Here is a 26,433-nt window from a genome sequence, read left to right as displayed (position 1 = left end):
GCAACGGGCACCGCAGAGTCAGGTGCCGCTGAAATAGAGCGCGCCCCGATCGCCTGCCACGGGGGAAGCGGGCGATTGGGGCGCGCAAGGAGAGCTTAACCAGGTTGTGCCACCGGCACAACGGGTCGACTTCGGTCAGATTTCCGACGGATGCGTCGCCTCACAAAGGTTTACATCTAGCACCTAACGGACAGTCATCCCTTGCCGACCGAGCGCCCCGGAACGGGCTCGACCACCCACCCGGTCGATCGTCCGAAGTGGATTTTCACTACACTTCGCCCGGTGATCAACAAGAGACGACGTTCCACGGCCGTCCTGATCGGAGTGTTGGCGGCGACCGCGCTGACCGGTCCCGCGCCGGCCCTCGCCGACGACGAGGAGCCCGTCGAGCCGCCGAAGGTCGAGTTGGTGCTCGACGTCAGCGGCTCGATGCGGGCCAAGGACATCGACGGGCGAAGCCGGATCTCCGTGGCCCAGCAGGCGTTCAACGAGGTGGTCGACGCGCTGCCCGCGGAGACCCAACTCGGCATCCGGGTACTCGGCGCGACCTACCAGGGCAAGGACAAGAAGCAGGGCTGCCTGGACACCCAGCAGATCGTGCCGGTCGGGCCGGTGGACCGGACCGCGGCGAAGGCGGCGGTGGCGACGCTGCGGCCGACCGGTTTCACCCCGGTCGGGCTGGCCCTGCGCTCCGCCGCCCAGGACCTCGGCACCGGTACGACCGCCCGGCGGATCGTGCTGATCACCGACGGCGAGGACACCTGCGCCCCGCCCGACCCGTGCGAGGTGGCCCGGGAGCTGGCCGCGCAGGGCACCAAGCTGGTGGTCGACACGCTCGGCCTCGCCCCGGACGAGAAGGTCCGCAAGCAACTGCTCTGCATCGCCGGGGCGACCGGCGGCACGTACACGGCCGCGCAGAGCGCCGACGAGCTGACCGGTCGGATCAAACAGCTCGTCGACCGGGCGAAGGACACCTACACCGCCGCCCCGACCGTGGTGGCCGGCAAGGCGGAGTGCGCGAACGCGCCGCTGCTCGCCCCGGGCGTCTACAGCGACCGGGAGGCGTTCTCCGAGCACCGCTGGTACCGGGTGCCCGTCCGGCCGGGGCAGGAGCTGCGCGCCTCGGTCAGCGTGGCGCTGGACCGCCCGGTGAACCCCGACCACGCGGTGCTGCTGCGGGCCACCGCCACCGACGGCCGGGAACTGGTCCGGGGAGTGGACGCCGGCAGCGGCCGTACCGACGTGGTGTCGGCGGGGCTGCGCTGGTCGGCGACGGAGGACGGGGCCGCGCCCAGCCCGTCGGCGACCGACGCACCGGTGCCGGCCACCACGGTCTGCCTGGTGGTCAGCAACGCCTTCTCCCCCCGGTCGGGCACCCGGGCCGAGCCCGGCATGCCGGTCGAGCTGACCGTCGACGTGGTCGCCTCCTCGCCCGCCCCGGCCGCGCCGGACCTCGGTCGCGGCTGGGTGCTGCTGCTCCTGCTGACCCTGGCCGGCCTGCTCACCGGGCTGGTCGTCGGGCTGCTCACCCGCTGGTGGGTCGCGACGTGGAGGACGAACTGACGATGCGTACCCCGATCATCCGGACCGGGGCGGCGCTGGCCGCCGCCGGACTGGCCCTGCTCGCCACCCCGGCTCCGGCCACGGCCGCGCCCACCCCCTCCCCCGGCGCCACCCCGGTCACCCGGGCCGGCACGTCCTTCCTCACCGCCACCGGCATCGCGGCGGGCCAGCCGGTCCGGGTCGGCGCCTCCACCGGCGACTACCTGTACTGGTCGTTCCCGGCCTCGGCCGGGCAGCGCCACGAGATCGGCGCGACGGTGACCCTCCCGAAGGCCCGCAGCGGGGCGTCCACCTGGACGGTGGAGGTCTTCGACGGGCTGCGCCGCCGGCAGGCGTGCACGGCCGGGGCGCAGACCCCCACCGTGGACGCCTCGACCGGCAGTGTGGCGCTGGGCTGCACGCTGCGCCAGGTGCGCTCCTGGGCCGAACCCTGGTCGGCGGACCCGCTGCCCGGCACCTACTACGTCCGGCTGTCGGTGACCGATCTGCCGGAGTCCGACCTGGGGCTCCCGGTCGAGGTGGAGCTGCTGGTCAGCGCCGACGGCGAGGGTTCCCGTGACGACGGCGAGCTGAAGGCGCCCCTGGTGCCCAACACCAAGGCGGGGGCGCTGCTGACCGGGGAACCGGCGGCGGCCCCGGCCGAGGAGGACGACGACTGGTTCGGCGGCGACTGGCTGCCCGCGCTCGGCTCGCGGTGGGCGTGGAGCGCCGTCGGCGGCGTGCTCGCCGCCGTCGCCGGGGTGGTCGGTTTCGCGCTGACCCGCCGGCCCCGCCGGCCCTGACCCCGGGTGGTGGCCGTCCCGGCGCGGGGCGGCCACCGCCGGTCGCCGGGACCGCACTATCGGGACCCTCCGCCGGCTCCTCGTTGCGGTACGTTCACCAGCCATGGCCGTGCCGAACCCAGCGTGGACCGGGCGCGGCTGTGGTCGTACCGGAAAGGGGTGGGTGATGCGTGACCTGCTGCCGGCGGCGGTCTCGGTGGTGGTGGCCGAGACGGCCGACTGGGTGGGTGAGCTGCTCCCGGCGGAACGCGCCGGGCTGGGCGAGCGGGCGGTGGAGAGCCGGCGGCGGGACTTCACCGCCGGCCGGGTCTGCGCCCGTCGGGCGATGGACGCCCTCGGCCTGCCGGCGACACCGGTGCCGGCCGCGCCGGACCGCTCGCCGGTCTGGCCCGCCGGCCTGGTCGGCACCATCACCCACACCCGGGGCTACTGCGCCGCCGCCGTCGCCCGCCGCACCGACCTGCGCGCCGTGGGCATGGACGCCGAGCAGCACAAGGAACTCAACCCGGGGGTACGCCGGGTGATCCTGCGCCCGGAGGAGGAGGACCGGCTGGCCCGGCTGCCGGCCGGGGTGAGCTGGCCGGTGGTGGTGTTCAGCGCCAAGGAGACCGTCTACAAGGTCTGGCACCCGGTGGTCGGCTCCTGGTTGGACTTCCTGGACGCCACCGTGGAGCTGGACCCGGACGCCGGCGTCTTCACCGCCCGGATCGACCCGGCCCGGCTGGCGGCGGCCACCGTGGCCGACCCGCCGTCGGTGGTCACCGGCCGGTTCGTGATCGAGGACGACCTGGTCCGCACGGCGGCCGTACTGCCCCTACGCTGAGCCGGTTGCCGCCACCCACTAGCTTCCAAGAGTTACCTCCGTCGAACGTGCCGAGGAGTACGGTGAGCCAGCCCCAGCCCCCCTACGGGCCGCAGGACCCCAACCAGCCGCACCCCGGGCCCCCGCAGCCGTTCCCGACGGCACCCGGCCAGCAGTACCCCGCCGACCCGACGGCTCCGCTGCCCCCGGTCTCCGGTGCCCCGCAACCTCCGTACCCCGACCCGTACGCCCCGCCGTCGCCGTACGCCCCGCAGCCGCCGTACCCGCCGACGTCGGGCCAGCCGTACCCGTCGTACGAGCCGGGCGCGGCGCAGCCGCCGGTCTCCGGCGCGGGATATCCGCCGGTGTCGGGCGCGGGCTACCCGCCGGCACCGGGTGGCCCGGGTGCGCCCGGCTATCCGCTGGGTCCGCCGCAGCCGGCCGCACCGTCGTCGAACCGGAAGACCTGGGTCATCATCGGCGTCGTGGTCGCCGTGGCGCTGCTGCTCTGCTGCGGCGGTGTGATCGCGGCCGTGGTCGCGGGCGGCAAGAAGGCCAACGAGGCGGCCCAGGAGATCGAGCGTTCGCTGCCCACCCCGGACACCACGGTCGCCCCGGCGCTGCCGGGCGACAAGCCGTCGTCGTCGCCGTCGTCCACCGCCGGTGACGAGACGTTCAACATGAAGCCCGGCGACACGCTGGTGATCAGCGACGACGACGGCACCATCGAGATCACCGTCCGGGGCTTCAGCACCTCGACCAAGGGGTGCCGGTCGTTCGCCCCGCCGCCGGACAAGGGCATGTACCTGATCGCCGACGTGACCGCCACGGTGACCAAGGGCAAGGCGTCGATCAACCCGTTCTACTTCCAGTGGGTGGCCGACGACGGCACCACGGTCAACGGGCTGGCCGGCGCGCTCTCCGGCTGCGGCGGCGACATGCTCGACTCGGGCAGCAACATCCGGGCCGGCAGCAAGCGTTCCGGCGCGGTCGTCTTCGACGTGGCCGACAAGAAGGGCGTGGTCGAGTACCAGCACAAGTTCGAGGCGGCCGGCTCCTGGAAGCCGTGACGCCCCGGGTCCCGTGACGGGCCGGCTCCCCTGACGGGAGCCGGCCCGCCCTCGTTGCGGACGGACGCGGTCGGCCGCGGCCCGCGCCCGTCCGGACGCCCGGGTGGCGCGACCGGGATCGCTGCCGCCTTGAATCGGGCGCGACACCGGCGGATGCTGGAACGCATCGACTTACGCCGATCGATTTGGAGGTGGGGGATGCGTCGTCTCTCGCTCGTCACCCTGGCCATGGCCGTCGTCCTGCTGCCGGCGACCCCGGCCGCCGCGTACGCCGACGCGGCCGGACCGGCCGCCGCGCCGACGCTGCACGACGTCCGCACCACCGGCACCGCCTGGGGCCTCGACCCGGCGACCGGACGGATGACGCTCACCGTGGACGACACCGTCCCGCCCGACCAGGTGCGGTCGCTGCGGGCCACCGCCGCCCGCGTCGGCGCGGACCTCCGCCGGGAACCCGGCCAGCTCCGCATCCTGATCGCCGGTGGGCAGGCCATCTACGGCGGCGGCGCGCGGTGCTCGCTCGGCGCCAACGTCCGCAGCGGCAGCACCTACTACTTCGTCACCGCCGGGCACTGCACCACCGGCGCCGCGACCTGGTACGCCGACAGCGGCCAGACGACCGTGCTGGGCAGCCGCACCGGCAGCAGCTTCCCCACCAACGACTACGGCCTGGTCCGCTACACCGGCACGGTCAGCCACCCCAGCGCCGTCTACACCTATCCCGGCCTGGTCACCATCAACGGCGTCGGCACCCCGTACGTCGGTCAGGCCGTCTGCCGCAGCGGCTCCACCACCGGCGTCCGGTGCGGCACGGTGACCGGCCTCAACCAGACGGTCAACTACGCCCAGGGCAGCGTGTCCGGGCTGATCCGCACCAACATCTGCGCCGAGCCCGGCGACAGCGGCGGACCGCTCTACGTCGCCGCGACCGGGATGATCCTCGGCATCCTCTCCGGTGGCAGCGGCAACTGCACCAGCGGCGGCACGTCGTTCTACCAGCCGATCGCCGAGATCCTCGCCGCGTACGGCGTCACCATCCCCTGAGCGCCGGGGGCCGTACCGCCGGCGGTACGGCCCCCCGCACAGTCCTGCGGGCGCCCTCGCGGCGGCCGGCGGGCCGCGTACGCCGGTCGGGCCGCTCGCGCCCGGTCGGACAACTGACGACCTTCCGACTCAAGGGCCTCCATCGTGGAGGACCGGCCGCACCGGATCCCTAGAGTGAGTACCGGATAGCCGCCTTCCCGGTTATCACCCTGGAGACCAACGTGCGGCGACGGCCATCGGCGGTGACCACTGTGGCGGTGGGCGCCTGCCTCGCCCTGGTCGGTAACCTCGCGACCGGCACGGTCCAGCCCAAGGCGTCCTGGTGGCCCCCGCTGGTCTGGACCCTGGTCGGCCTGCTCGTCGGGGCGTCGGTCCTGGTCGAGGTCGCCCACCGGCGCATCGAGACACCGGAACCATCGGCCCCCGACCTGGGCTCGGTCGCGGACCAGCTCGCCCAGACCGTCGGCCGCCAGTGGCGCCAGGAGGAACGGCACCGCCGGGTCGGTGACCCCATCGCCATCCCGGTGCGCTGGAACGCCGCCGCCGACGACCTGGTCGACCACTGGGCCAACATCCGCCGCAGCCCCGCCGGCACGGCCACCCCGCCGCTGCCGGTGGCGGGACGGCTGGAGCAGATCGCCGACGTCTACCGGCGCATCCCGTCCGGCCGGCTGATCATCCTGGGCCGGGCGGGAGCGGGCAAGACGGTGACGGCCGCCCGGCTGCTACTGGACCTGCTGGCCGACCGGCCGACCGGCGGTGCGGTACCGGTGATATTCAACGTCGGCTCGTGGGACCCCACCACGACCACCCTGCCGGATTGGCTCGCCGGCCAGTTGCGCCGCGACCATCCTGGCCTGACGGCCGCCGCCAACGGGTCGAACCTCGCCACCGCGCTGCTCACCGGCGACCGCATCCTCCCCATCCTGGACGGGTTCGACGAGATCGGTCCCGGCCTGCGGCACCTGTCCCTGCGGCAGCTCAACACCCTGGCCGACCTGCCCCTGATCATCACCAGCCGGGGCGACGAGTACGCCGCGGTGGTGCGGGACGGCGACGTGCTCACCGCAGCCGCCGGCATCGAACTGGCCGACCTCTCCCTCACCGACCTCGCGAACTACCTGCCCCGCACCACCCGGCGTCGCGCCGGGGACAACGCCGCCGGGCTCTGGGACCCGGTCCTGGAGCAGCTACGGCACCAGCCGCTGGCCCCGGGCGCGACGCTGTTGCGGTCGGTGCTGTCGAACCCGCTAATGGTGTTCCTGGCCCGCACGGTCTACTCGGACGCCCCGGGCAGCGATCCGGGCGAGCTGCTGGACGCCCACCGCTTCCCGACCGTCGAGGCAGTGGAGGCACACCTGCTCGGCGGCTACCTTCCCGCCGTCTACCAGGATCACGCCACGGCCCGGCACGGCTGGGAGCCCGAGCAGGTGCGGCACTGGTTCAGCCACCTCGCCCGTCACCTCGACCGGCTCGGCACCCGCGACCTGGCCTGGTGGCAGTTGGGCACCGCCGTGACCGGCAACCGGCGCGGCCTGCCGCATCTGCTGCCGTACCTGCTACCGGTCCTGTTCGGGGCGACTTTCGGCGCCACGTTCCAGGTCGCCCGCGCGAGCGCGTGGGCCGGAACGGAATTCATCACTCTCGGACTGATGGCAGTTGTCGTGGGAACCGCGCTCGGCCTGGCGATCGGGGCGTCCGCGAAGAGAAGGGGCGCACTGCCGCCCGGACGCCTTCGGCTCCGCATTCGTGGCAACGAGCGACCCCTCGTCGACAGCGTCGTCATCTGCTCCCTGACCGGGCTCTGGGGCAGTTTCTTCTTCGGCCCCGCCGCAGCCGTCTCCATCGCCGTCGCGCTGGCGACGTTCTTCATCTTCAGCAGCGACCTGGTGCACGCCATCGACATCACCGCCACGCCCTCCGCCTCGGAATCCCTCGCCGTCGACCGCAGGAACGCGCTCATCGCGGCCGGCGCGGCGGGCCTGATGGTCGGGTTCGCGACCGGCGTGTCGACCGGTGCGGGTTTCGGGACGGTGTTCGGCCTGGGGATCGCCGCCACCGTCGCGACCGCGACGGCCTGGGGGCACTGGCTCTTCTTCGTCCGGCTACGACTGCCGCTGACCGGCCGTCTCCCCTGGCGGGTGCACTACTTCCTCACCGACGCCTACCAGCGTGGGGTGCTGCGCCAGGCCGGCGCGGTCTACCAGTTCCGCCACGCCCGGCTCCAGGACCACCTCGCACACCCCGGCGACGCGTGACGGGGGCGCGGCGACCTGGCGGCAGGCTGGTCGGATCTGGTGTCGTGCGGGGTCATCCGGCCTGCTGGCGCTCGTTCCGGTACGGTCCGGCGGGCACGGTCGCGGTGCTTCGCTGCTGTGCTGCTGTCGTTTGTCTGGTCCAGCCGATGAAGCGGTGGTGTAGTGCGCCGGCCGGTGCCCAGGGCATGTCCTCGGCGGCTTGGACGAGGTAGGAGCCGAGGTAGAGGGCCAGCGACACCGGGGCGTCGGCGTACTCCGCCCGCAGCTCCCGTTTACGGGTGAGGCAGGGCCAGGGCAGGTCGCAGCCGCCACAGCTCCAGATCGGCAGGACCGGGCCGTGGGTGCTCACCGCGCACCACCCAGAAACTGGACGGTGATCGTGCGGGCCTGACGGCTGGTCGCCCAGTTCACCTGCCAGCACGGATACGGGACCAACCGTGACCACCAGCGGTGGCAGCCGACACACATGCCATCGAGCCCTCGGACATGCACCGCGAGGATCGTCTGTTCCTGGCTGCCGTTCACTGCTCGCCTTCCTGCGGCCAGTGGCCACGATTGATCGGGACCCGGTGCCGGGCATGACAGGGCAGGTCGGCTCCGCACCGGCAGACGCGCCGCCATCGCCGCCAACACCAGACCGGCCGATGCCGGCGCGCGAAGGTCAGGGCGGTGGCCGACAGATACTCGTCGTACGAAACGCGCCGCTTCAACGACAAGGCATCCCCGCTCGATGTCGGGTGCTGTTGTGCGCCTCGCGCATGGTCCAACAACCGCCGTCGAGCGGCCTCTTGCTCCACTGCCTGGATCCGTACTCCGAAGCCGGGGACATCCGGCGGCGACGGGAAGTATCGGCTGACGATTCGCCGTAGGAGTCCAGTAGTCACCGTCACGTGTCCGGCCCTCCGTCCTTAGGGCACGGAGGGCCACCTGCTGATGTGCCTCGTTCCGCGCCCGGGTGCAGTGAGGTCCAGCGTCATGCCGGGCACGCCACCGATCCAGAGGGTGACTGTCCGCTAACCAGGTGTGCTGTCCGCTGGTGGTCGCCGTCCCGGTGCGTACTCGATGCACGCGTCACGCAATGTCGCCGCCTCTGGTGCCCCCGACTGCTCCACCTTCGCCAGCAATTCCGCAGCCCGCCACCAGTTCGACGGCACCACCCGCCCGGACGTCACCGCCTGCGCCCCAAACGCAGCCGCCTCATCCGGCTGGCCGGCGGCGACCAGGGCGAGACCAAGGTCGAGACGGGCCGACGCGGACCGGCGGGGCCGCGCTCCCCCATCGCCGCGCGGGTCCAGATCGACCAATACCGCCCGCGCCACCTGCTCGGCACCGGGGTCACCCGCCCATGCCAAAGTCGTGGCCGTGTATGCGGCGGCCTTGGCCGGGTCGTAGCGATAGTGGTGCTCGGCTCGCTCAGGAACGGGCAGGTTCGCCGTCAGCCGCTCCACCCGGTCCAACGCTCGCCGGGTCGCACCGACATCCCCGATTCGCGCCCACGCACGAGCCTCCTGAGCAGTCGCCTGGATGCGGGCGGAACTCCCCTTCGGGGCGACCCGCTGAGCTTGACGGGAAAGATCGAGTGCCGTCCGATAGTCACCTTGAGTCAACACGTCCCAGGCCCGGGTTTCGAGACACCATGCCTGGATCTCGCCATGCTCAGCATGTTCGGCAAGATCACGAGCGGCTCGCAAGTGGGCAACCGCAGCAGTCCGCTGCCGCAGGTCGATGTGAACGGTCGCCCGCAGCACTGCCAACCAACCACCGGCAACCAACAACCGCCGCTGTTGAGCAAGCGTCACCCGTCCATCCAACAACCGCCCCACATAGGCGAGGTGCTGCCGCACCAACGGCAAAAGATCCGCCGGGGCCATCGTCGGATAGGAACTGGCAAGATCGTCAACGCCCCGCTCGATCCGATCGAGCACCTCTTTGCTGACATCACTGGCGGCGACTCTCGCCCGCAGCTCACCGGCCTCGGCCGCGTGGTCGATCGGCGCATCCACCAACCGAGCAAGCACGCCCCCCGCATCGAGAATCCGGTCCAGGTGACGCGCCGTGTCGAGTGTTGGAGCCTTGAGCCCTGCCTCCAACTCGTGCAGATGGCTCTTACTCCGATAGGCGAGCTGCCCAAGGGATCGAAGCGACAAACCCCGCCGTTCCCGAAACTCACGCAGAGCTACACCGAAGCGCGGATCGACGGACGAGGCCATAGCGCCGCTCCAAGCTCAAGAGCTTAGGCGACCTCACCCGGCCGCCATCCCGTCGGACGGTACCCCGACACGTCGCGCGTCGAGGACCCCTCGCTTGTAGATTCTGGGCGCGTCGTTACGACAGGGCAGGTCGGCTCCGCAGCGACGGATGCGCCGCCACTGCTGCCAGGACCACACCGGCTGATGCCGACGGGCGAAGGTGAGGGCGCCGCCAGAGTCCGTGGACGTCCGTAGCCGCTCGTGCCCGTCGTCACCCAGCTAGTCACCCACCTACTCGGCACCCGAACCATCCTGATCTCCGGTTGGACGTCCGAGGAGGTACTGCGCTCCGTCATCTCCGGATCGCGCTCGCTGTCGCAGATCCTCCAACCGGCCCTCCTCGTAGAGCAGCCGGTTCAGCCGCCTGCGAGCATGCGCATCACATCGAGCGAGAGCCGCAAGCTCGACATGACGGCCGGCGCGAGCAAGCAGATCCATGTGCCACAGGTGTGCGTCATGCCGCTCGTGGTCACTGCTGTAGCACTCCGCAACAGCACCGACCACCGCGATTGCTTGGTCCCAGTCGCCCTGCTCCTCGGCGACGCGCGCAGTCTCAGACCAGTGAGGCACGGACATCATCGCAGATAGCGCCTACCCCCAGCTTGGGAATCGGGTTGATCTACACGCCGCGTAGCGACCTTCGATGGCCAGATCACCGCTCGGTTGCGTCAACCAAGTCGGCGATACCATAGGCGCCGGCCAGCAAGATCGAATCGAGTAGGTCCAAGATTTCTCCCCTTGAACCTGCCTTGGCCTGGTCGTATGGCTCCGCACACAAAAGCACCCCCACCGCTAGAGGTGGGGGGCTGATCTTGCTACTGCAACGGTCCTGCTTGATGACCCTTTGAGCGCCCAGCACCCAGAGTGGCGGCTTGGGTGGTCGAGGAACCAGGTACCTCATCACCAGCCACAGCAGGCTCAGCGGCGACGGTGGTACGAGATGTACTAGTCAGCCGGCGCAGCCCACCAGCTCGGCCAGTTCCGCCAGCTCGGCCGTCATCGCCCGCCGCCGGCCCGCCGAGATCGACTCCCGCTGGCGATGGAGATGCTGCGGGACATCGACGAGGACACCGTCGACCTCGGCCGACCGGGCCACACGGCCAGCGCGGCGCCGGTTCCTCGACATCTGACGGGCCGGGCCTAGTTCGCTCGCATCACTGCTGCGCAAGATCGAAAAAGGCCGTCTCCGACTAGCGGAAACGGCCTTTGAACTGGGGTGGAGCTGAGGGGATTCGAACCCCTGACCCCCTCGATGCGAACGAGGTGCGCTACCGGACTGCGCCACAGCCCCTCCGCCGGCGGACCGGCCTCGGTCCCACCCGGCTTACACCGGGCGGGCCGGCGCCAAGACTAACAGCCCACCCACCCCCCGGGCGAATCACCCCCCTGCACGTGGCGATCTTGGAGAATTTCGGCCCCCAGGGGAGCCATCTCCCTCCAAGATCGCCGCGCGCCACGCGCGCCGCATGGGCGACCAGGGGGTCAGGCGCCCTGGGAGCCGCGGCCGGACTGGTAGGGGCGGCCACGCAGGCCGCCGGAGCGGCGGTACGACACCGAGCCGCCCCCGCTGGCCGCCGCCGGCAGGTCGGTCGGCCGGTCGAGGCCCATGGCGCTGCGGCGTACCGCCTCGCGTTGGGCGGCCAGGCGGCGCTGCGCCTCCCGGCGGGCCGCCGCCCGGCGGGCCTGCTCGCGGCGCACCTCGGCCTGCCGGGTGGCGAGCCAGGCCGCCTCCCGGGCCCGCAGCCGCCGCTTGCGGCGCTCGGCCAGGGCCCGCCCCCGCAGGTGGACGACGTACGCGACGAGCAGGGCGGCGGTGACCGAGAAGCTGATCCAGAAGCCGGGGCTGACCACGATCACGCCGACCAGTTCGACGAGGTTGAGCAGCAGCAGCGCGGCGAGCACCCGGCGACGTCGGTAGACGGCGGGGGTGTGGTGCCGGCGCTTGGGCGGCCGGCGACGCGCCCGACGGGGGGCGGGCGGCACGGCGCGCAGCCGACCGGAGCGGCGGGCGGGGGCCGGCGGCGCGGAGACCGGGGCGCCGAGATTTCCGGTGGCGGCATCCTCGCTGAGGGTGACGACGAGGGCGCGGGACTGGTTGACCGGGCGACGGCCGGGGACAGTACGACGTCGTCGGCGACGCTGGAGCACCCGCGCCGTCGACTGCGCCCGCTCCGCCACCAGCCGCTCGGTGGCGTCGTACCGGCGGACCAGTGCCGGCGCGAGGGCGAGCAGGCCGGCAGCGGCGAGGACGGCGAGGAGCACCGAGGTCGGCACCCTCACCCCTCCCGTCACCGAAATTCGGGACAACCGCCGATCGACGGCAGGATCTTCACGTAAGGGTTGCCCTCGGCGCAGATCCTGCGGCCGGGCAGCGCTTGCCGCAGCTTGCAGTTACTTGAGGTTACGGGCCACCGATCGGGATGCCGGCACGCCGCGCCGATCCCGTCCGTGGGACGGCTCACCTGACGCCGTGGCGCAGCCGGTGCCAGCGGGCCAGCAGACCGCCCTCGGCGGCCACCTCCTCGCTGGTCATCGCGTATCCGATGTGGTCCCGCCAGGTCCCGTCGATGTGCATGTAGCGCACGTGGTACGCCTCCTCGCGGAAGCCCAACTTCTCCACCACCCGCCGGGACGGCTTGTTCTCCGGACGGATGTTCACCTCCACCCGGTGCAGCCCACCCGGGCCGAACGCGTGGTCCACGGCCAGCGCCATCGCGGTGGGGATCACCCCGCGACCGGCCACCCGGGAGTCCACCCAGTAACCGACGTACCCGGAGCAGAACGCCCGCCGGACGATGCTGCCCACGTTCAGGTGCCCGACCAGCCGCTCCCGGCCGTCCTCGCGCAGGCAGACCGCGAACGGCATCCCCTCGCCGGTACGCCCGGAGCGCCGCTGGTCGGCGTGCACGTAGCGGAACGCGGCCGGCGAGTTCACCTCGTCCCAGCCGCCGGGCAGGTGCGACTCCCAGGGGGCCAGCCAGGACCGGTTCGCCCGGCGTACCTCCGACCAGGCGACGGCATCCGACCGCCGGTACGGCCGCAGCACCACCGGACCGTCCATCAGCACCACCGGCCACCCCGGCGCCCGCCCGAACCAGCTCACCGTGCCCGCCTCCCGCTCTCGACCGTGGCAGCGGCCGGCCCGCACCGGCTCACCGACGCCGGTCCAGCAGCAGGACGTCCACGGTGGAGCCGGCGGCGGCGGTGGTGACCCGCTCGCCGAGCACCATCAGGCCGTTCGCCTCGGCCAGGCCGGAAAGGGTGAACGGCCCACCGCTGAGCGGCTGCACAGTGTAACCGCCGCCGCGCCGCTCGGCGACGTGCGCCGGCCGGAACTCCCGCAGCCCGCCCGGCGACTTGATGGTCTCCAGCAGGTGCGCCCGCACGCTCGGCCGGAACACCGGCTCCGCGCCGGCCAGCAACTGGATCGCCGGCCGGGCCAGCACCTCGAAACCGATCAGTGCCGCGCCCGGCTCACCGGGAAGACACACCACCGGCACCTCCTCGGCGCCGACGGTACCGAACCCGAGCGCGGTGCCGGGGTACAGCGCCACGTCGGTGAAGGTGACCGGCCCGGCCCGGCCGCCCTCCCGGCGGGACAGGATCCGGCGGACCATGTCGCCGGGACCGGTGCCGGTACCGCCGGTGGTGATGATCAGATCGGCCCGCAGGGTCTGGTCCTCCAGCAGGCCGCGCAGCCCCTCCGGGTCGTCGTCGCAGATACCCACCCGGTACGCCAGCGCGCCCACCTCGGCGGCGGCGGCGGTCAACGCGTGCGAGTTGGCGTCCACCACCTGACCGGGCTGGCTGCCCCGGCCCACGTCGACCAGTTCATCGCCGGTGGCCACGATGACCACCCGGGGGCTGGGGCGCACCACCACGTGCCCGATGCCGGTCGCGGCGAAGACGGCGACCAGCGCCGGGGCCACGTAGGTGCCGGCCCGGGCGAGCACCGTACCGGCGGGCAACTCCTCACCGGCGCGGCGGACGCCGTACCCGCGTTTGGGGGTGCGGAAGATCTCCACCGCGGCCATGCCCTGGTCGGTCCACTCCACCGGGACCACCACGTCGGCGGCGATCGGCAGCGGCGCCCCGGCAGCCACCGAGAAGCACGAGCCGGGGGTGAGCCGGACCGGACGCCAGCTCGCCGCGCCCAGGTCGCCGACCACGTTGAGGCGTACCGGACGGCCCGGCCCGGCGGACGGGACCGGGCCGTACCCGACGAGGTCCTCCCAGCGCGCGGCGTACCCGTCCACCGCCGCCTGGTCGAAGGCGGGGAACGAGTGCGGCGCGACGACGTCCTCGGCGAGGACGTTGCCGTACGCCTGGGTGAGGTCGAGGTCGAGCGGAGGCAGCGCGCGTAACCTGCGCAGCACGCTGCCCAGGTAGTCGGCGAGCGGCGTCAACTCGTTCGCGGCCGCCTCGGCGTCGGCCGTCGAGGTCATGTATCGGCACCGCCGGACGTGTCGCGTACCCCGTTGAGGATCGCCGCGGTGACGGTCTCGTCGCCGTTGTTGACGAACTCGGTCAGCCACGTGCGGAACTCGGTGCCGAGATCCTCGCGCTCGGCGGCGATCTGCACGACTGTCTGGAGGTAGCCCAGCGGCATGCCGGTGTCGTAGCGGGTGCCCCGGTAGACGATCGCGTGCACCGGCACGCCCTCGCCGCGCAGCAGCTCCATCGCGTCGGTGAGCTGGATCTCGCCGCCGCTGCCCGGCTCGGTACGGCGGATCGCGTCGAAGATCCGCCCCGGCAGGACGTACCGGCCGAGGACGGCCAGGTTGCTCGGGGCGTCCTCGGGCTTCGGCTTCTCGACCATGCCGGTGACCTTCACAACCTCGCCGATGTCGGTCAGCGCGGACTCGGCCGGCTCGACGGAGGCGATGCCGTACCGCTTGGTCTCGGCCGGGTCGACCTCGAAGAAGGCCAGCACCACGCCGCCGGTGCGGGCCTGGAGTTCCAACATGGCCGGCAGCAGCGGCTCGGACGGCTTGACGAACTCGTCGCCGAGCAGCACCGCGAAGGGCTGGTCGCCGACGTGCGACTCGGCGAACCCGACGGCGTGGCCGAGGCCGAGCTGCTCCGGCTGCCGGCAGGTGTAGATCTCGGCCAGCTCGCTGGGGCGCTTCACCGCGGCAAGCCGCTCCGCGTCGCCCTTCGCCTCCAGCCGGGCCTCCAGGTCGGGACGGCGGTCGAAGTGGTCCACCATCGACGTCTTGCCCCGGCCGGTGATCAGCAGCACGTCGCCGATGCCGGCCTGGGCGGCCTCCTCGACGATGTACTGGAGCACCGGCCGGTCGATCACCGGCAGCAGTTCCTTGGGCACCGCCTTCGTGGCCGGCAGGAACCGGGTGGCCAGGCCGGCGGCCGGGATCACGGCCTTGACCGCACGGGGACGGCCGGTTGCGGCGGCCGCTGAGGGGTTCGCTGAGTGCTCCGACATGTCGCGAGACTATCGGCCACGGCTCTGCCGCGGCGGGTGAGGACCGGAAGACGCGCCGCCCGGCTGCGTCACACCGGGAGCGCTGACGGCGTGCCGACCGGGCTCGTGTCCGGCGGGCGGCCCGGCCCTCGGCAGCCCGTCCTCCGGGCTGGCCGCTCCCGCCGGTACGGCGATCTCCTCGGCCGCCGCCGGCCGGGGCCGCGCCGTCGTCACCCGGTACCCGTCGCGGCCGGCGCCCTTGGCCGCGTACAACGCCTCGTCGGCGGCGTCCAGCACCTCCTGGCCGGTGCTGGCGTGGTCCGGGTAGACGGCGATGCCGATGGACACCGACACGGTGATCGCCGCCACCGTGCCGGCGTGTCCGTCCACCGTGATCGGGGTGTCCCGGACGGCCGCGCCCAACCGCTCGGCGACGATCGCCGCACCCCGGGCGTCGGTCTCCGGCAGCAGCACCACGAACTCCTCGCCGCCCTGCCGGAAGGCGAGGTCCACCTCGCGGATCTCGCCGCGTACCCGGCGGGCGAACTCGGCGAGCACCGCGTCCCCGGCGGTGTGCCCGTACGTGTCGTTGACGATCTTGAACCGGTCCAGGTCGAGGACGAGGATGCTGAGCATCCGGCCGAACCGGCTGGCCCGTTCCACCTCACGACGCAGCGACTCGCGCAGGTAGCGGTAGTTCCACAGCCCGGTCAGCGGGTCGGTCAGCGAGAGCCGCTGGGCCTCCTCGTGCACCCGCACGTTCTCCACCGCCACCGCCGCGTGCCCGGCGAAGGTCCGCAGGGTGGCCAGGTCGTCGTCGTCGAACTCGTCGGCTCCGAGCCGGTCGTAGAGGGCCAGTACGCCGACCGCCGGTTCCCGGCCGGCGGCGTCCGCACCGGCCCCGCCCGGCGCGGTGAACGGCACCGCCACGTACGACTCGCACCACGGCTCGCCGGTCGGCGTCGCCGACGGCATGACCCGGCCGCGCTGCGGCTCCCCGGTGGCGGCGACGGTGCCGACCACACCGGTGCCCACCGGCACCCGCAGCGCGTCCGGCTCCGTCCCGGCCGGGCAGCGCCCCGCCAGCCCTTCGGCGCACTGCCCGACCAGCAGGCCACCGGCGTCGAGCAGCAGCACCGCGCCGGCCCGCGCGCCGGTGGCCGCGATGGCGCTGTGCAGGATCACCCGCAGGATGCGTTGCAGGTCGTGGGTGCTGGCCAGGGTGTCGCCGAGCACCCCGAGGTGGCCGCGCAACTGGTCCCGGCTGCTGGTCAGCGCGGTCACGTACCCGGCGGTCTCCCGGGTCATCCGGTTGAACGCGGCGGCCAGCCGGCCGATCTCGTCCCGGCTGCGCACCGGCACCCGGGCGGTCAGGTCACCCTGGGCCACCCGGTCCACCGCGCCGGCCAGCTCCACCAGCGGCCGGGTGGTGACCCGGGCCAGCCGCCACGCGGTCAGCACGGCCAGCACGGCGGCCAGCAGCACCGCGCCGACCAGGGCGGCCGGCAGGCCGGGCGGCTGTTCACCGGCCACGGAGAGGACCAGCGGCAGGGGCTGCCCGGGACCCGGCCCGAGCCGCCGGACGTACCGGCCACCGGGGGTCTCGGTGACCCGGTCGCCGTCCACCGTGCCGGCGGCGGCGAGCACCGCCTCGCGTACCCGGCGGGACTCGGTGGTGTGGGTGACCCGGCCGGACGGGCCGCTGTCGTCGAGGAGGGTGACCGCGACGCCGGTCGCGGCGGCCAGCCGGGCCACGAACGCCGGGTCGACGAGCTGGGCGGCGGCCACCGCGCCGAGCGGGGCGCCGGCCGGGTCACGCAGGTCCACCCGGGCGCTGAGCGCCCGCACCGGACCTCCGTCGGCCCACCCACCGGCGCAGTCCCGCCAGGGGGCTTGCGGCGCGCCCGGGGTGGCGTACGTGGTGGCGCCGGTGCGATCGGTGACCAGCACGGCGGCGGCCAGCCCCCGGCTGACCACCTGGCCGGCCGCTCCCGCCCGGGTGGCCGGGTCGGGGCGCAGGGCGACCGCGTCGGCGGCGGCCCGGAGCTGCTGGCAGAGCGCGTCGACCGAGGTGCGCACGGCCGACGCGGCCAGCCCGAGGCGATCGACGGACCGGCTGCGGTCCACCGCCGCCACGGTGGTGCCGACGAAGACCGCGCCGAGCAGCACCGGGCCGAGCACCACCGTGAGGAAGGCCGCCGTCAACCGCCCGCGTAGCGTCAACGCTTCCCCCCGGAAGTTCCAGGCCCGTACCTGCGATGCTGACACAGAGCGACCGGGAGACAAGCGTTGCGTCAGGAGTGTTGCGTGCCCGATTTTTCTGATGAAGCGGAAGGGACGCACCCGACGAAACGTGAGACGCGGACCGCGCTGCTCGCCCGCCGCCGGGCGCTGACCGCCCCGCAGCGGGCCGCCGCCGCGGCGCGCGTCCAGGCCGGGCTGACCGAGCTGGTACGCCGGCTGCGCCCGGCCCGGATGACCGGGTACGTGCCGGTGGGCTCCGAACCGGGCGGCCCGGAGCTGCCCGACGTGCTCCGTGCCGCGCTGCCCGCCGGGGCGGAGCTGCTGCTCCCGGTGCTCCGCGACGACCTCGACCTGGACTGGGCCGGGTACGCCGGGCCGGGCACCCTGGTCGCCGCCGGCCGGGGCATCCGCGAGCCGGACGGACCCCGGCTGGGCCGGTCGGCGATCTCCGACGCGGCGCTGGTGGTCGTACCCGGGCTGGCGGTGGACCGGCGCGGCCTGCGGCTGGGGCGCGGCGGCGGCTCGTACGACCGGGCGCTGGCCCGGGTGCCGGCCACCACCCTCACCGTGGCGCTGCTGCACGACGGCGAGCTGGTGGAGGCGCTGCCCGCCCAGCCCCACGACCGGCCGGTACGCGCGGTGCTCACCCCGTCCGGCGGCCTGCGTACGCTTCCCGACGCGCCGGATGTCGATCCTCACACGTCGGCTGGACGAACCCGGGTCCGATGACGCACCATTGGCACTCGAATACGTCGAGTGCCAACCGGCCGTGCCAGATCCGGAGGAGAACGTGCCCACGTACCAGTACGCCTGCACCGCGTGCGGCCACCAGCTCGAGGCGGTGCAGTCGTTCTCTGACGAGCCGCTGACCGAGTGCCCCGCGTGCGAGGGGCGGCTGCGAAAGGTCTTCAACTCCGTCGGTGTCGTGTTCAAGGGCTCCGGCTTCTACCGCACCGACTCGCGCTCCGCTGGCGCCGAGGGCAAGGGCGGCGGTACGGCGAAGCCGGCCAAGGCGGAGGGCTCGTCCTCCGGCGGCGACTCGTCGTCGTCCTCCTCGACGTCCTCCTCGTCGTCGTCCTCGTCCTCGTCGACGTCGTCGTCCGGCTCGGCTGGTGGTGGGTCGGGCGGTTCGTCCGGCGGCGGGTCGACCAAGGCCTCGGCCGCCAGCACGTCCGGTTCCAGCACCTCCTCCTGATCCCAGGCCACGAACGCCCCTGCCGCCCGTCCGGGTCGCGGGGGCGTTTCCGGTACCAGCGACCCCTTCCCCCGGTCCGTCGGCCCGCAGGGCGTCCCGGTACCGGCGACCCCTGCCCCATCCGTCGGCCCGCAGGGGGCTCACACGGACCGGTACTCCCACCTGCGACGCGCGCTCCGTGTCGGTGACCACGGACGCCCCTGCCCCCGTCCGTGGGGCCACGGGCGTCCGGAGTTCCGGTGCCGGTGGCCGTGACCGGTAGCAGATCGGCCGATCCGGCGGGCGTTGTCCACAGCCCAACCGGTTGTCCACAGCCTGTGGATGGGGGTCGGTGAGCCGGCCCCCGCCCACCTAGCCTGCTGACCCGGGATGCCGCCACGGCATCCGGGTGCGGCGGTGGAGGTGGGCGGCATGGCGGTCGGTGAGCCGGACGACGGGGGTTCGCTGCGGCCGGTGCGCTGGCCACGACGCCCCGGCGGGGGCACCCTGCTGCGGGCAGCACTGGTCGCCGCCCTGCTCGGCCTGGCGGTGGTCGTCCTGGAGACCCCGGCTGGCTGCCCCACCCCGACCCCGCCGCCGGCCGGTCCGGCATCCGGGTCACCCGGCCCGGCAGGGCGTCCCGCCGCCGGGAAGACCGACCCGGCCGGTGTCCTCCCCGCCGGGGAAGCGGGTCCGGCAGCACGTTCCGACGCCGGGGCGGCCGACCCGGCAGGCAGACCGGGCGCGGCGGACGCCGGCCAGGCCGCCCGACCGGATGGGGAGGACAGCGGCCGATCCGCCGCCGGGGGCGGCCCGCCGGCGCTGCCGCTGCCGAGCGGATCGGTGGGAGTCCCGGTGCGCCTGGCCGAACCCGCCGCCCTCGCGGTACTCCGGCCCGGCGCGCGGGTCGACCTGCTGGTCGTACCGGCCGGCCGGACGGCCACCGAGGCGGTCCTGCTGGCTCCCGGGGCGCTGGTGCTCGACGTGGTGGGCGGGGACGGCGTCGACGGGTCCGCCGCGCTCTACCTGGCACTCCGCCCCGACCAGGCGCACCGGACCGTCGGCCAGCCGGAGGGCAGCAGGTTCAGCGTCGTCGTCCGGGGTTGACGGCACGCCGCTGTGGCCGCCGAGGCTGGTGATCATCTCCGGTTCGGCGATGTGGCGGTATCCGAGAGCCCCCGATACCGCCACATCGCCGACACGGAGTCGATCTTCCCCGCGCCGCCCGCCGGCGGTCAGCCCCAGTGCGGCGGACGTTCGGCGAGCAGCCAGTCGTCGTTGCCGCCACGGTGCTCACCCCAGCCGAAGTCGGTGTCGTCGACGGTCTGCTCGGGCAGCACCACGAAGTCGTCCCTGAGGTCGACGGCGCGGTCGGCATCGCCGAGGTCGACGGCACGGTCGGCATCGCGGAAGTCGACGGCGCGGTCGGCATCGCGGAAGTCGACGGCGCGGTCGGCGTCGCCGGGCACGCCCTGCCGGGCCGGATCCTCGGTGCTCACGAGCGGCAAGACTACCCGCGGCGGACCCCGGACCACCCGCGGCGGACCCCGGTCGGTCCACCGCTCGGCTCCGCTGCGGTGGACGACAAACACCTCGACCTGGTCACCGCGGCACGTCGTGGCACGGCGGATGGCGCGGCCTGGTCCCGGGCCGCCCACCCGCACGGCGGCGGCCGGACCCGCCCGCTGCCGCGTCGGGCCGGCCAGTGGGTCGCGGCGTTGGTAGCGTCGGACGGCGTGACGACGCCCAGCGGTGCCAGCCCCGAGGACGAGTACTGGCGACGCCCACCCGAGCGACCGGGCCCGCCCCCCACCGCCGCCGAGCTTGCGCCCCCGGCCGACGAAGTTGCCCAGGCAGGCGACACCAACCCGGCCGGCGACACCAGCCCGGCGGACGGCACCAACCCGGCGGACCGCCCCGACCCGGCCGGCGACGGCAACCCGACCGGTCAGCCCCGGCCGGTGGGTGAACCGCAGGCGGAAGGCAGGCCCGATCCGCAGGCCGACCCGAAACCGGCAGGCACCACCGGACCGCATGCCAACCCCGAACCAGCAGGCCCAACCGGATCGCAAGCCGCCCCGGAACCAGCAGGCACCACCGGACCGCACGCCAACCCCGAACCAGCAGGCCCAACCGGATCGCAGGGCCACCCCGCAGGGCCGTCCGGCGGACTCGGCAGGGTGGCCGGGACGATCGACGAGCCACACCCGCCGCCGGGCCCGGCCGGGACGGCCGGTGACCCCGGAAGCGGGAAGTTCATCGGGTCGCCGCCGCCCGCCCCGCCGACCTGGCAGCCCCCGTCGCCCTGGGCCACCCCAGGGACGACGGCGAGCACTCCGCCGCTCGGGTCGGTGCAGGGACAGCCGGGGCCGGGCGGCTACGCCGGGCCACCGCCGTCCACGCCACCGCCGCCGGGCTGGCGGCCTCCCGTACACCTGAGGGTGGCGCCACCGCGCGCCCTGCCGGCGCAGGACATGGAGGCGATGGACGCGGCGGAGCAGCAGGCCCAGCGGCTCACCTGGAGCGTCGGCGCGGTGGCCGGCGCGGTGCTGCTGGTGCTGCTCTGCCTGCTCTGCTCCCGGGCATTGTTCTAGCAGCGGACGACGCCTCTAACAGCGGACGACGCGCTGACCCGCACCGACCTCGGCCAGGGCGACGCTCCGCCCGGCACCCTCGTCGGTCGAGGACGACGCACCGTCCCGCACCGGGCAGGGAGGCGCGCCGCCCGGCACCGACCTCGGGCAGGGAGACGATCCGCCCGGCACCGACCGGGCGGGGACGACGCCACGTACCACCCGGCGCGGCGGCAGGTCCGGTCCCGCCGGGGCGGCCGGCGGGACCGGACGTCGTCACAACGTGTTGCCCCACACCGAGGCGGCGCCGCTGTCCCCGGTCAGGTAGACGTAGACCAGCGCGACGACCGCCAACACCACGACCACCGCGGTCAGCGCCCAGGTCGTCCAGCCGGGCAGGTTCGGGGTACGCACCCGGCCGCTGGTCAGCGCCAGCAGCAGCAGCGCCGCCACGGCGAGCCCGACGGTGAACCAGAGCAGCGTCTCGCCGTAGTCGGCGTGCTCGCGGATCTCGGCGAGCAGGTTGGGCGGGTAGCCCTTGGCCGCCAGCGCCTCCTCGAACGCCTCCCCCGACTCGGTCGCCACCCAGGCGAGCACCGGGGTCACCACGGCCAGGGTCACCACCGCCCAGGCGAGCCGGGGCCGCCAGCGCGGCATCAGCCCGTACGCGCTGGCCAGCAGCGCGAGCAGCGGAACGAACACCACCACGGCATGGACCACCAGGACGTGACCCGGCAGACCGTTGATCTCCTTGAACACCGACACCTCCGACAGTGGATGCGTTTCCGCGCCAGTCAGCGTACGGCGATCCGTTCGTCGCGGCACGCCTCCGTACGCGTACACGCGGTGGTCGGCGTCGCGGTTCACGCCGGTCGCGGATCCGGTTCGCCCCGGTGGTGGATCCTGTGGTCGGGGCCACCGCGCCACCGGGCTCGCTTGTCGGCTCGCCGGTACCGTGCTGTCATTGCCTCATGTCCACCGGTGAGGAACTTCTCCGGTCGAGGGGCCTGCGGGTCACCCGACCGCGCCTCGCCGTGCTGGACGTGCTCGCCGCCGGCGGGCACCTGGAGGTCGACGAGATCACCCGGCGGGCGCGGGAACGCCTCGACTCGGTCTCCACCCAGGCCGTCTACGACGTCCTCGGCGCGCTCTCCCGGGCCGGCCTGGCCCGCCGGATCGAGCCCGCCGGCAGTCCCGCCCGGTACGAGGCCCGGGTCGGCGACAACCACCACCACGTGGTGTGCCGGGGCTGCGGCGAGATCGCCGACATCGACTGCGCGGTGGGCGGCGCCCCCTGCCTGGCCCCGAACATCGGGCACGGCTTCGAGGTCGACGAGGCGGAAGTGACCTTCTGGGGTCTCTGCCCCAACTGCCAGGCCCGCCGCTCCGCCGACCGCTGACCGCCCCCGTACCCGACGCCGACCGACCCGCCGCGCCGGGCCGCCGGACCGAGGACGCCGGGACCGGGAGCGCTGGACCGGGCCGGGCCGGGCCGAGCCGAGCCGGGCAGGCGGGCCAGGAGCAGTGCGGCCTGGGAGCGGACGGACCGCCGGGCGTGGCACTGTTGGGTGGTGGACTCCGACGACCTCGGCCTCTTCGGTCCCGGCTCGGTCACCTGGAAGGTGCACGACGAACCGGTCCTGATCGTCGCCGGCCTACGCTCGCTCTACCTCCAGGCCCTGCACCCCCGGGCGATGGCCGGGGTGGCCCAGAACAGCAACTACCGGTCGGACGCCTGGGGCCGGCTGGTCCGCACCGCCACCTACGTCGGTACGGTCGTCTACGGCACCACCACCGAGGCCGAGCGGGCCGGCCGGCGGCTGCGCATCCGGCACGCCCAGATGCGCGCCACCGACCCGCGCACCGGCGAGGAGTTCCGGATCGACGAGCCGGACCTGCTGCGCTGGGTACACGTCACCGAGGTCGAGTCGTTCGTCAGCACCGCCCGGCGGGCCGGCGTGTCGCTGACCGACGCCGAGGTGGACGGCTACTACGCCGAGCAGCGGCGGGCCGCCGCGCTGGTCGGGCTGGACCCGGCCGAGGTGCCCGGCAGCGCCGCCGAGGTGGCCGACTACTACCAGACGGTACGGCCCGAGCTGCGGATGACGAAGGAGGCGGCGGAGACCGCCCTGTTCCTGACCGCCCCGCCGATCCCGTGGAAACTCAGCCTGCCGGCCCGGCTCGGCCTGAGCCTGGGGCCGCCGCGCTGGGCGTACCTCGGGGTCGCCGGGACCGCGCTCGGGCTGCTGCCGCCGTGGGCGCTGCGGCTGTACGGCGGCCTGGGGCTGCCCACCACCGCGCTCTCCGCAGACCTGGGCGTACGGGCGCTGCGGCTGGCCCTGGCGGCGCTGCCCCGCGACTGGCGGGAAGGTCCCCTCCAGCAGGCCGCCAAAGCCCGCGCCACCCACCCCGCCCACCCCGCCCGCCCCGCCCCGCCCTGACCCGCCAACGCTCTGACCCCAGCGTCATAACCCGCCAGCGTTATGACCCGCCAGCGTTATGACCCGCCAGCGTTATGACCCGCCAGCGTTATGACCCCCAAAGGCTCTGACCCGCCAGCGCTATCACCCCAACGAAATGACCCGCCAGCGCTCTCACCCGCCAGCCCGATCTTGGTGGCAAACGGCCGCCGAGGGGGCCGACCCTTCCAAGATCCGTAACTGCACCCGGGCGACACACCCAGCGGCAGGCCCAGAAGGCAGGCAGAAAGGAAGGGAAAGGAAGCGAAGAGGGGACGCAGGGACGAAGGGGCAACGGGAAAGGGATCAGTTGGGGGCAGGGCGATCCATTGCCGACCACGGGTCCCGGCCGGGCGTCTGCTGGCCCACCGGGCAGGTACGGCGGTAGTCGCACCAGCCGCAGCGCGGCCCGGCCACGGTGGGGAACGCCTCGTCCGGGTCGGCCCCGTCGGCCACCGCCCGCTCGGCGGCCATGACGTCCCGCGCGGTGTCCTCGGCCCGGCTGAGCTGGCGGCCCAGCGACTCGGCCGTGTGGTCGTGCCCGGCGACCGTGCCGGTGGGCAGGTGGTGCAGTTCGACCCGGCGGCAGGGCCGGCGGAAGGTCCGCTCGGCGGCGTACGCGTAGAGGGCGAGCGCCTGCGAGCCGCGCGCGTCGTCGCCGTCCAGCCCGGTGCGGCCGGTCTTGTAGTCGACGATGACCAGCTCGGGGCCGTCCGGGCCGGGGCGGGAGTCGATCCGGTCGGCGCGGCCGTTGAAGGCCAGCACGGCCGTCTTGACGGCGACCACCCGTTCCACACCCAGCGGATCGGCCCCCGGGTCCAGGGTCTCGACGTACGCCTCCAGCCAGCCCAGCGCCCGCCGGTAGGCCTCCCGCTCCTGCTCGTCGTCGCGGTAGCCCTCGCGTACCCAGGTGCCCTTGAGCAGGGCGGGCAGCGTTTCGGGCCGGCGGCGGTCGGTGGGCAGCGCGTACCAGTTCTTCAGGGCGGTGTGCACGCTGGCGCCGAGCGAGTTGTGCGCCCACGGCGGCCCCTTCGGCGGGGCGGGTCGGTCCACGTACGAGTAGCGGTAGCGACGGGGGCAGTCCTCGTACGCGCCGAGTTTGCTGGGGGTGCAGACGAAGAGTCGTTCGGGCATGCCCTCGAAGCCGAGTTGCTCGGGCTGGCCGGAGCGGGGCCGGGGGGTACCGGCGGAGGAGGCTCGTCGCACGGCTGTAGATCCTGCCAGCCCGGTCCGACAGATCGGCGCCGGCACGCCCCGGCTCAGGTCATGTTGACGTACTGGGTGACGAAGGCGGCCACCGCGTCGGCGATGAGCTGCACCGCGATGGCGGCCAGCAGCAGGCCGGCGATCCGGGTCAGCACCTCGATGCCACCGGGACGCAGGATCTTGACGATCCCACCGGAGAAGCGGAGCACGATCCAGACGGCGACCATCACCGCGACGATGGCGGCGGCGATCGACGAGAACTGGCCCACCCCGTCGGCCTGCTGCACGAAGAGCATGGTGGCCACGATGGCGCCCGGCCCGGCCAGCAGCGGGGTGCCCAGCGGCACCAGGGCGATGTTGGAGGTGACCTGCTGGCTGGGGTCGTCGGCCTTGCCGGTGAGCAGCTCCAGCGCGACCAGCACCAGCAGCAGGCCACCGGCGGCCTGCAACGCCGGCAGGTCCACGTGCAGGTAGGCGAGGAGGGTCTGACCGGCGACGGCGAAGACCACGATGACGCCGAGCGCCAACGCGACCGCCTGCCACGCGGCCCGGTTACGGTCACGGGCTGGCAGCGGGCCGGTCAGGGCGAGGAAGATCGGCATCATGCCCGGCGGGTCGACGATGACCAGCAGGGTCACGAAGACCTCCCCGAAGAGCTTGAGATCCACCGGACAACGGTAGCGGTGCCGCTGGCGAGCGGCGCTCGGATCAGCCGGAAGCGACGCCGGTCACTCCGGAGGCCGCCGCGACGATCCGCTCGTACGTCTCCGGCGCAGTGGTGTGCGCGCCGAGCCGGACGGTCTTGTGCGTGCCGTGGAAGTCCGACGAGCCGGTGACCAGCAGGCCCAGCTCGGCGGCGAGCCGCCGGACGTGCGCCGCCTCGGCGGGCGAGTGGTCCTCGTGGTCGGCCTCCAGGCCGGCCAGGCCCGCCGCGGCCAACTCGACGACCAGTTCGTCCGGGACGACCCGACCGCGCCGGCTGGCCCGGGGGTGGGCGAACACCGGCACGCCGCCGGCCGCCCGGACCAGGGCGACGGCCCGGAACACGTCGATGTCCTCCTTGGGCAGCCGGTACCGCTCGCCCAGCCAGTCCCGGCCGAACGCCTCGGTGGTGGTGGCGACCAGACCGGCCCGGATCAGCGCGGCGGCGATGTGCGGGCGGCCGACCGTCCCGCCGTCGGCGGCGGCCATGATCTCGGTCCACCGCACGTCGATGCCGTCGGCGCGCAGCAGTTCGACGATCCGTTCGCCGCGCGCCTCCCGGGCCCGCCGTACCCGGGCCAGCTCGGCGACCAGCTCCGGGTGGTCTGGGTCGAACAGGTACGCCAGCAGGTGCAGGGGGATGGCCGGTTCGACCCCGTGCCAGCGGCAGGAGATCTCCGCGCCCCGGACCAGGGTCAGGCCGGGCGGCAGCGCGTCGACCGCCGGGCCCCAGCCGGCGGTGGTGTCGTGGTCGGTGATCGCGACGACGGCCAACCCGGCGTCGGCGGCGGCCCGGACCAGCTCGGCGGGGGTCAGCGTGCCGTCACTGGCGGTGGAGTGGGCGTGCAGGTCGATCGCCGGGCGGGGAAGCATGCCCCGACGCTA

26 protein-coding genes, 1 tRNA gene and 1 pseudogene are annotated in these 26,433 nt (G+C 73.8%); 12 read left to right on the top strand and 16 right to left on the bottom strand.

Translation table 11 applies throughout. From position 1 onward, the window contains the following. Positions 1–285 precede the first annotated feature (285 nt). The 6 genes from ACIQG9_RS27375 to ACIQG9_RS27350 all read left to right on the top strand — a co-directional run bounded on the left by ACIQG9_RS27375 (position 286) and on the right by ACIQG9_RS27350 (position 7,519). Entirely contained in the window at positions 286–1,563 is a 1,278-nt protein-coding gene (locus ACIQG9_RS27375) for a VWA domain-containing protein (RefSeq protein WP_400407871.1), read from the top strand. A gap of 2 nt (positions 1,564–1,565) precedes the next feature. Further along, positions 1,566–2,345, top strand: coding sequence for a peptidase (locus ACIQG9_RS27370; protein ID WP_400407870.1), 780 nt, complete (start codon positions 1,566–1,568; stop codon positions 2,343–2,345). Positions 2,346–2,511: 166 nt separating this feature from the next. Next, a complete protein-coding gene (locus ACIQG9_RS27365; RefSeq protein WP_400407838.1) occupies positions 2,512–3,168 on the top strand; it encodes a 4'-phosphopantetheinyl transferase in 657 nt (218 codons plus the stop codon). Between the two features lie 62 nt (positions 3,169–3,230). Next, entirely contained in the window at positions 3,231–4,217 is a 987-nt protein-coding gene (locus tag ACIQG9_RS27360; RefSeq protein WP_400407836.1) for a DUF4352 domain-containing protein, read from the top strand. A 198-nt stretch (positions 4,218–4,415) separates the two neighbouring features. Beyond that, a complete protein-coding gene (locus ACIQG9_RS27355) occupies positions 4,416–5,261 on the top strand; it encodes a S1 family peptidase (RefSeq protein WP_400407834.1) in 846 nt (281 codons plus the stop codon). 242 nt (positions 5,262–5,503) lie between these two features. Further along, positions 5,504–7,519: an NACHT domain-containing protein gene (locus ACIQG9_RS27350; RefSeq protein ID WP_400407832.1), complete on the top strand. Its 2,016-nt coding sequence runs from the start codon at positions 5,504–5,506 to the stop codon at positions 7,517–7,519. 52 nt (positions 7,520–7,571) lie between these two features. Here ACIQG9_RS27350 and ACIQG9_RS27345 read toward each other — a convergent pair whose 3' ends face one another. The 10 genes from ACIQG9_RS27345 to ACIQG9_RS27300 all read right to left on the bottom strand — a co-directional run bounded on the left by ACIQG9_RS27345 (position 7,572) and on the right by ACIQG9_RS27300 (position 17,413). After that, the gene (locus ACIQG9_RS27345; RefSeq protein ID WP_400407829.1) at positions 7,572–7,868 is read right to left on the bottom strand and encodes a hypothetical protein; all 297 of its coding nucleotides are present in this window, start codon (positions 7,866–7,868) and stop codon (positions 7,572–7,574) included. Further along, the gene (locus ACIQG9_RS27340; RefSeq protein WP_400407869.1) at positions 7,865–8,251 is read right to left on the bottom strand and encodes a hypothetical protein; all 387 of its coding nucleotides are present in this window, start codon (positions 8,249–8,251) and stop codon (positions 7,865–7,867) included. The genes ACIQG9_RS27345 and ACIQG9_RS27340 overlap by 4 nt, the downstream gene beginning before the upstream one ends. A gap of 281 nt (positions 8,252–8,532) precedes the next feature. Continuing rightward, positions 8,533–9,729 carry a multiprotein-bridging factor 1 family protein gene (locus ACIQG9_RS27335; RefSeq protein WP_400407827.1) on the bottom strand — a complete coding sequence of 399 codons (1,197 nt, stop codon included), beginning with the start codon at positions 9,727–9,729 and terminating at the stop codon, positions 8,533–8,535. Positions 9,730–10,717: 988 nt separating this feature from the next. After that, positions 10,718–10,864 (bottom strand): hypothetical protein, encoded by a 147-nt coding sequence (locus ACIQG9_RS27330; RefSeq protein ID WP_400407825.1) that lies wholly within the window; start codon positions 10,862–10,864, stop codon positions 10,718–10,720. 121 nt (positions 10,865–10,985) lie between these two features. After that, a tRNA-Ala gene (locus ACIQG9_RS27325) sits at positions 10,986–11,059 on the bottom strand. Between the two features lie 191 nt (positions 11,060–11,250). Next, entirely contained in the window at positions 11,251–12,048 is a 798-nt protein-coding gene (locus tag ACIQG9_RS27320; protein WP_400407822.1) for a hypothetical protein, read from the bottom strand. A gap of 178 nt (positions 12,049–12,226) precedes the next feature. Beyond that, the gene (locus ACIQG9_RS27315) at positions 12,227–12,829 is read right to left on the bottom strand and encodes a GNAT family N-acetyltransferase (RefSeq protein ID WP_400407867.1); all 603 of its coding nucleotides are present in this window, start codon (positions 12,827–12,829) and stop codon (positions 12,227–12,229) included. A gap of 91 nt (positions 12,830–12,920) precedes the next feature. Beyond that, positions 12,921–14,213 carry a gephyrin-like molybdotransferase Glp gene (glp, locus tag ACIQG9_RS27310; protein WP_400407820.1) on the bottom strand — a complete coding sequence of 431 codons (1,293 nt, stop codon included), beginning with the start codon at positions 14,211–14,213 and terminating at the stop codon, positions 12,921–12,923. Continuing rightward, positions 14,210–15,211, bottom strand: a complete 1,002-nt coding sequence (locus tag ACIQG9_RS27305; RefSeq protein ID WP_400407818.1) for a UTP--glucose-1-phosphate uridylyltransferase — start codon at positions 15,209–15,211, stop codon at positions 14,210–14,212. Before ACIQG9_RS27305 ends, glp begins: the two co-directional genes overlap by 4 nt. A 9-nt stretch (positions 15,212–15,220) precedes the next feature. Then, on the bottom strand, positions 15,221–17,413 hold the full coding sequence (locus ACIQG9_RS27300; RefSeq protein ID WP_400407865.1) for a diguanylate cyclase: 2,193 nt from the start codon (positions 17,411–17,413) through the stop codon (positions 15,221–15,223). An 84-nt stretch (positions 17,414–17,497) separates the two neighbouring features. Here ACIQG9_RS27300 and ACIQG9_RS27295 point away from each other — a divergent pair, with 84 nt between their 5' ends. Continuing rightward, positions 17,498–18,163 carry a 5-formyltetrahydrofolate cyclo-ligase gene (locus ACIQG9_RS27295; RefSeq protein ID WP_400407815.1) on the top strand — a complete coding sequence of 222 codons (666 nt, stop codon included), beginning with the start codon at positions 17,498–17,500 and terminating at the stop codon, positions 18,161–18,163. Then, a pseudogene (locus ACIQG9_RS27290) lies at positions 18,120–18,317 on the top strand (FmdB family zinc ribbon protein); the annotation flags it as partial. The gene ACIQG9_RS27295 and the pseudogene ACIQG9_RS27290, both read left to right, overlap by 44 nt. A gap of 62 nt (positions 18,318–18,379) precedes the next feature. On the opposite strand, the gene ACIQG9_RS27285 reads toward ACIQG9_RS27290, so the two are convergent. Then, positions 18,380–18,640, bottom strand: coding sequence for a hypothetical protein (locus tag ACIQG9_RS27285; protein WP_400407873.1), 261 nt, complete (start codon positions 18,638–18,640; stop codon positions 18,380–18,382). A gap of 400 nt (positions 18,641–19,040) precedes the next feature. Here ACIQG9_RS27285 and ACIQG9_RS27280 point away from each other — a divergent pair, with 400 nt between their 5' ends. Next, a complete protein-coding gene (locus tag ACIQG9_RS27280; protein WP_400407813.1) occupies positions 19,041–19,715 on the top strand; it encodes a flagellar biosynthesis protein FlgA in 675 nt (224 codons plus the stop codon). Between the two features lie 128 nt (positions 19,716–19,843). Here the strand turns inward: ACIQG9_RS27280 and ACIQG9_RS27275 are convergent, their stop codons facing one another. Beyond that, on the bottom strand, positions 19,844–20,107 hold the full coding sequence (locus ACIQG9_RS27275) for a hypothetical protein (protein ID WP_400407872.1): 264 nt from the start codon (positions 20,105–20,107) through the stop codon (positions 19,844–19,846). 942 nt (positions 20,108–21,049) lie between these two features. Here ACIQG9_RS27275 and ACIQG9_RS27270 point away from each other — a divergent pair. Beyond that, positions 21,050–21,202 (top strand): hypothetical protein, encoded by a 153-nt coding sequence (locus ACIQG9_RS27270; protein ID WP_400407810.1) that lies wholly within the window; start codon positions 21,050–21,052, stop codon positions 21,200–21,202. A 255-nt stretch (positions 21,203–21,457) separates the two neighbouring features. Here the strand turns inward: ACIQG9_RS27270 and ACIQG9_RS27265 are convergent, their stop codons facing one another. After that, positions 21,458–21,940 carry a DUF2231 domain-containing protein gene (locus ACIQG9_RS27265; RefSeq protein WP_400407864.1) on the bottom strand — a complete coding sequence of 161 codons (483 nt, stop codon included), beginning with the start codon at positions 21,938–21,940 and terminating at the stop codon, positions 21,458–21,460. A gap of 212 nt (positions 21,941–22,152) precedes the next feature. Here ACIQG9_RS27265 and ACIQG9_RS27260 point away from each other — a divergent pair, with 212 nt between their 5' ends. Together ACIQG9_RS27260 and ACIQG9_RS27255 are read left to right on the top strand one after the other, a co-directional pair. Then, positions 22,153–22,581, top strand: coding sequence for a Fur family transcriptional regulator (locus tag ACIQG9_RS27260; RefSeq protein ID WP_400407808.1), 429 nt, complete (start codon positions 22,153–22,155; stop codon positions 22,579–22,581). A gap of 171 nt (positions 22,582–22,752) precedes the next feature. Further along, on the top strand, positions 22,753–23,622 hold the full coding sequence (locus tag ACIQG9_RS27255; RefSeq protein WP_400407806.1) for an oxygenase MpaB family protein: 870 nt from the start codon (positions 22,753–22,755) through the stop codon (positions 23,620–23,622). Positions 23,623–23,946: 324 nt separating this feature from the next. On the opposite strand, the gene ACIQG9_RS27250 is transcribed toward ACIQG9_RS27255, so the two are convergent. From ACIQG9_RS27250 to ACIQG9_RS27240, 3 genes are all read right to left on the bottom strand, one after another. Beyond that, entirely contained in the window at positions 23,947–24,774 is an 828-nt protein-coding gene (locus ACIQG9_RS27250; RefSeq protein WP_400407863.1) for a RecB family exonuclease, read from the bottom strand. Positions 24,775–24,899: 125 nt separating this feature from the next. Next, a complete protein-coding gene (locus tag ACIQG9_RS27245; protein ID WP_400407804.1) occupies positions 24,900–25,514 on the bottom strand; it encodes a MarC family protein in 615 nt (204 codons plus the stop codon). Between the two features lie 40 nt (positions 25,515–25,554). Then, a complete protein-coding gene (locus ACIQG9_RS27240) occupies positions 25,555–26,421 on the bottom strand; it encodes a PHP domain-containing protein (protein ID WP_400407801.1) in 867 nt (288 codons plus the stop codon). Positions 26,422–26,433 lie beyond the last annotated feature (12 nt).

The sequence above is a fragment of the Micromonospora sp. NPDC092111 genome (assembly GCF_044755745.1).
In the GTDB taxonomy this organism is placed as follows: domain Bacteria; phylum Actinomycetota; class Actinomycetes; order Mycobacteriales; family Micromonosporaceae; genus Micromonospora.
The sequence above is the reverse complement of the archived record's forward strand: the minus strand, read 5'-3'. Positions and strand labels throughout refer to the sequence as shown.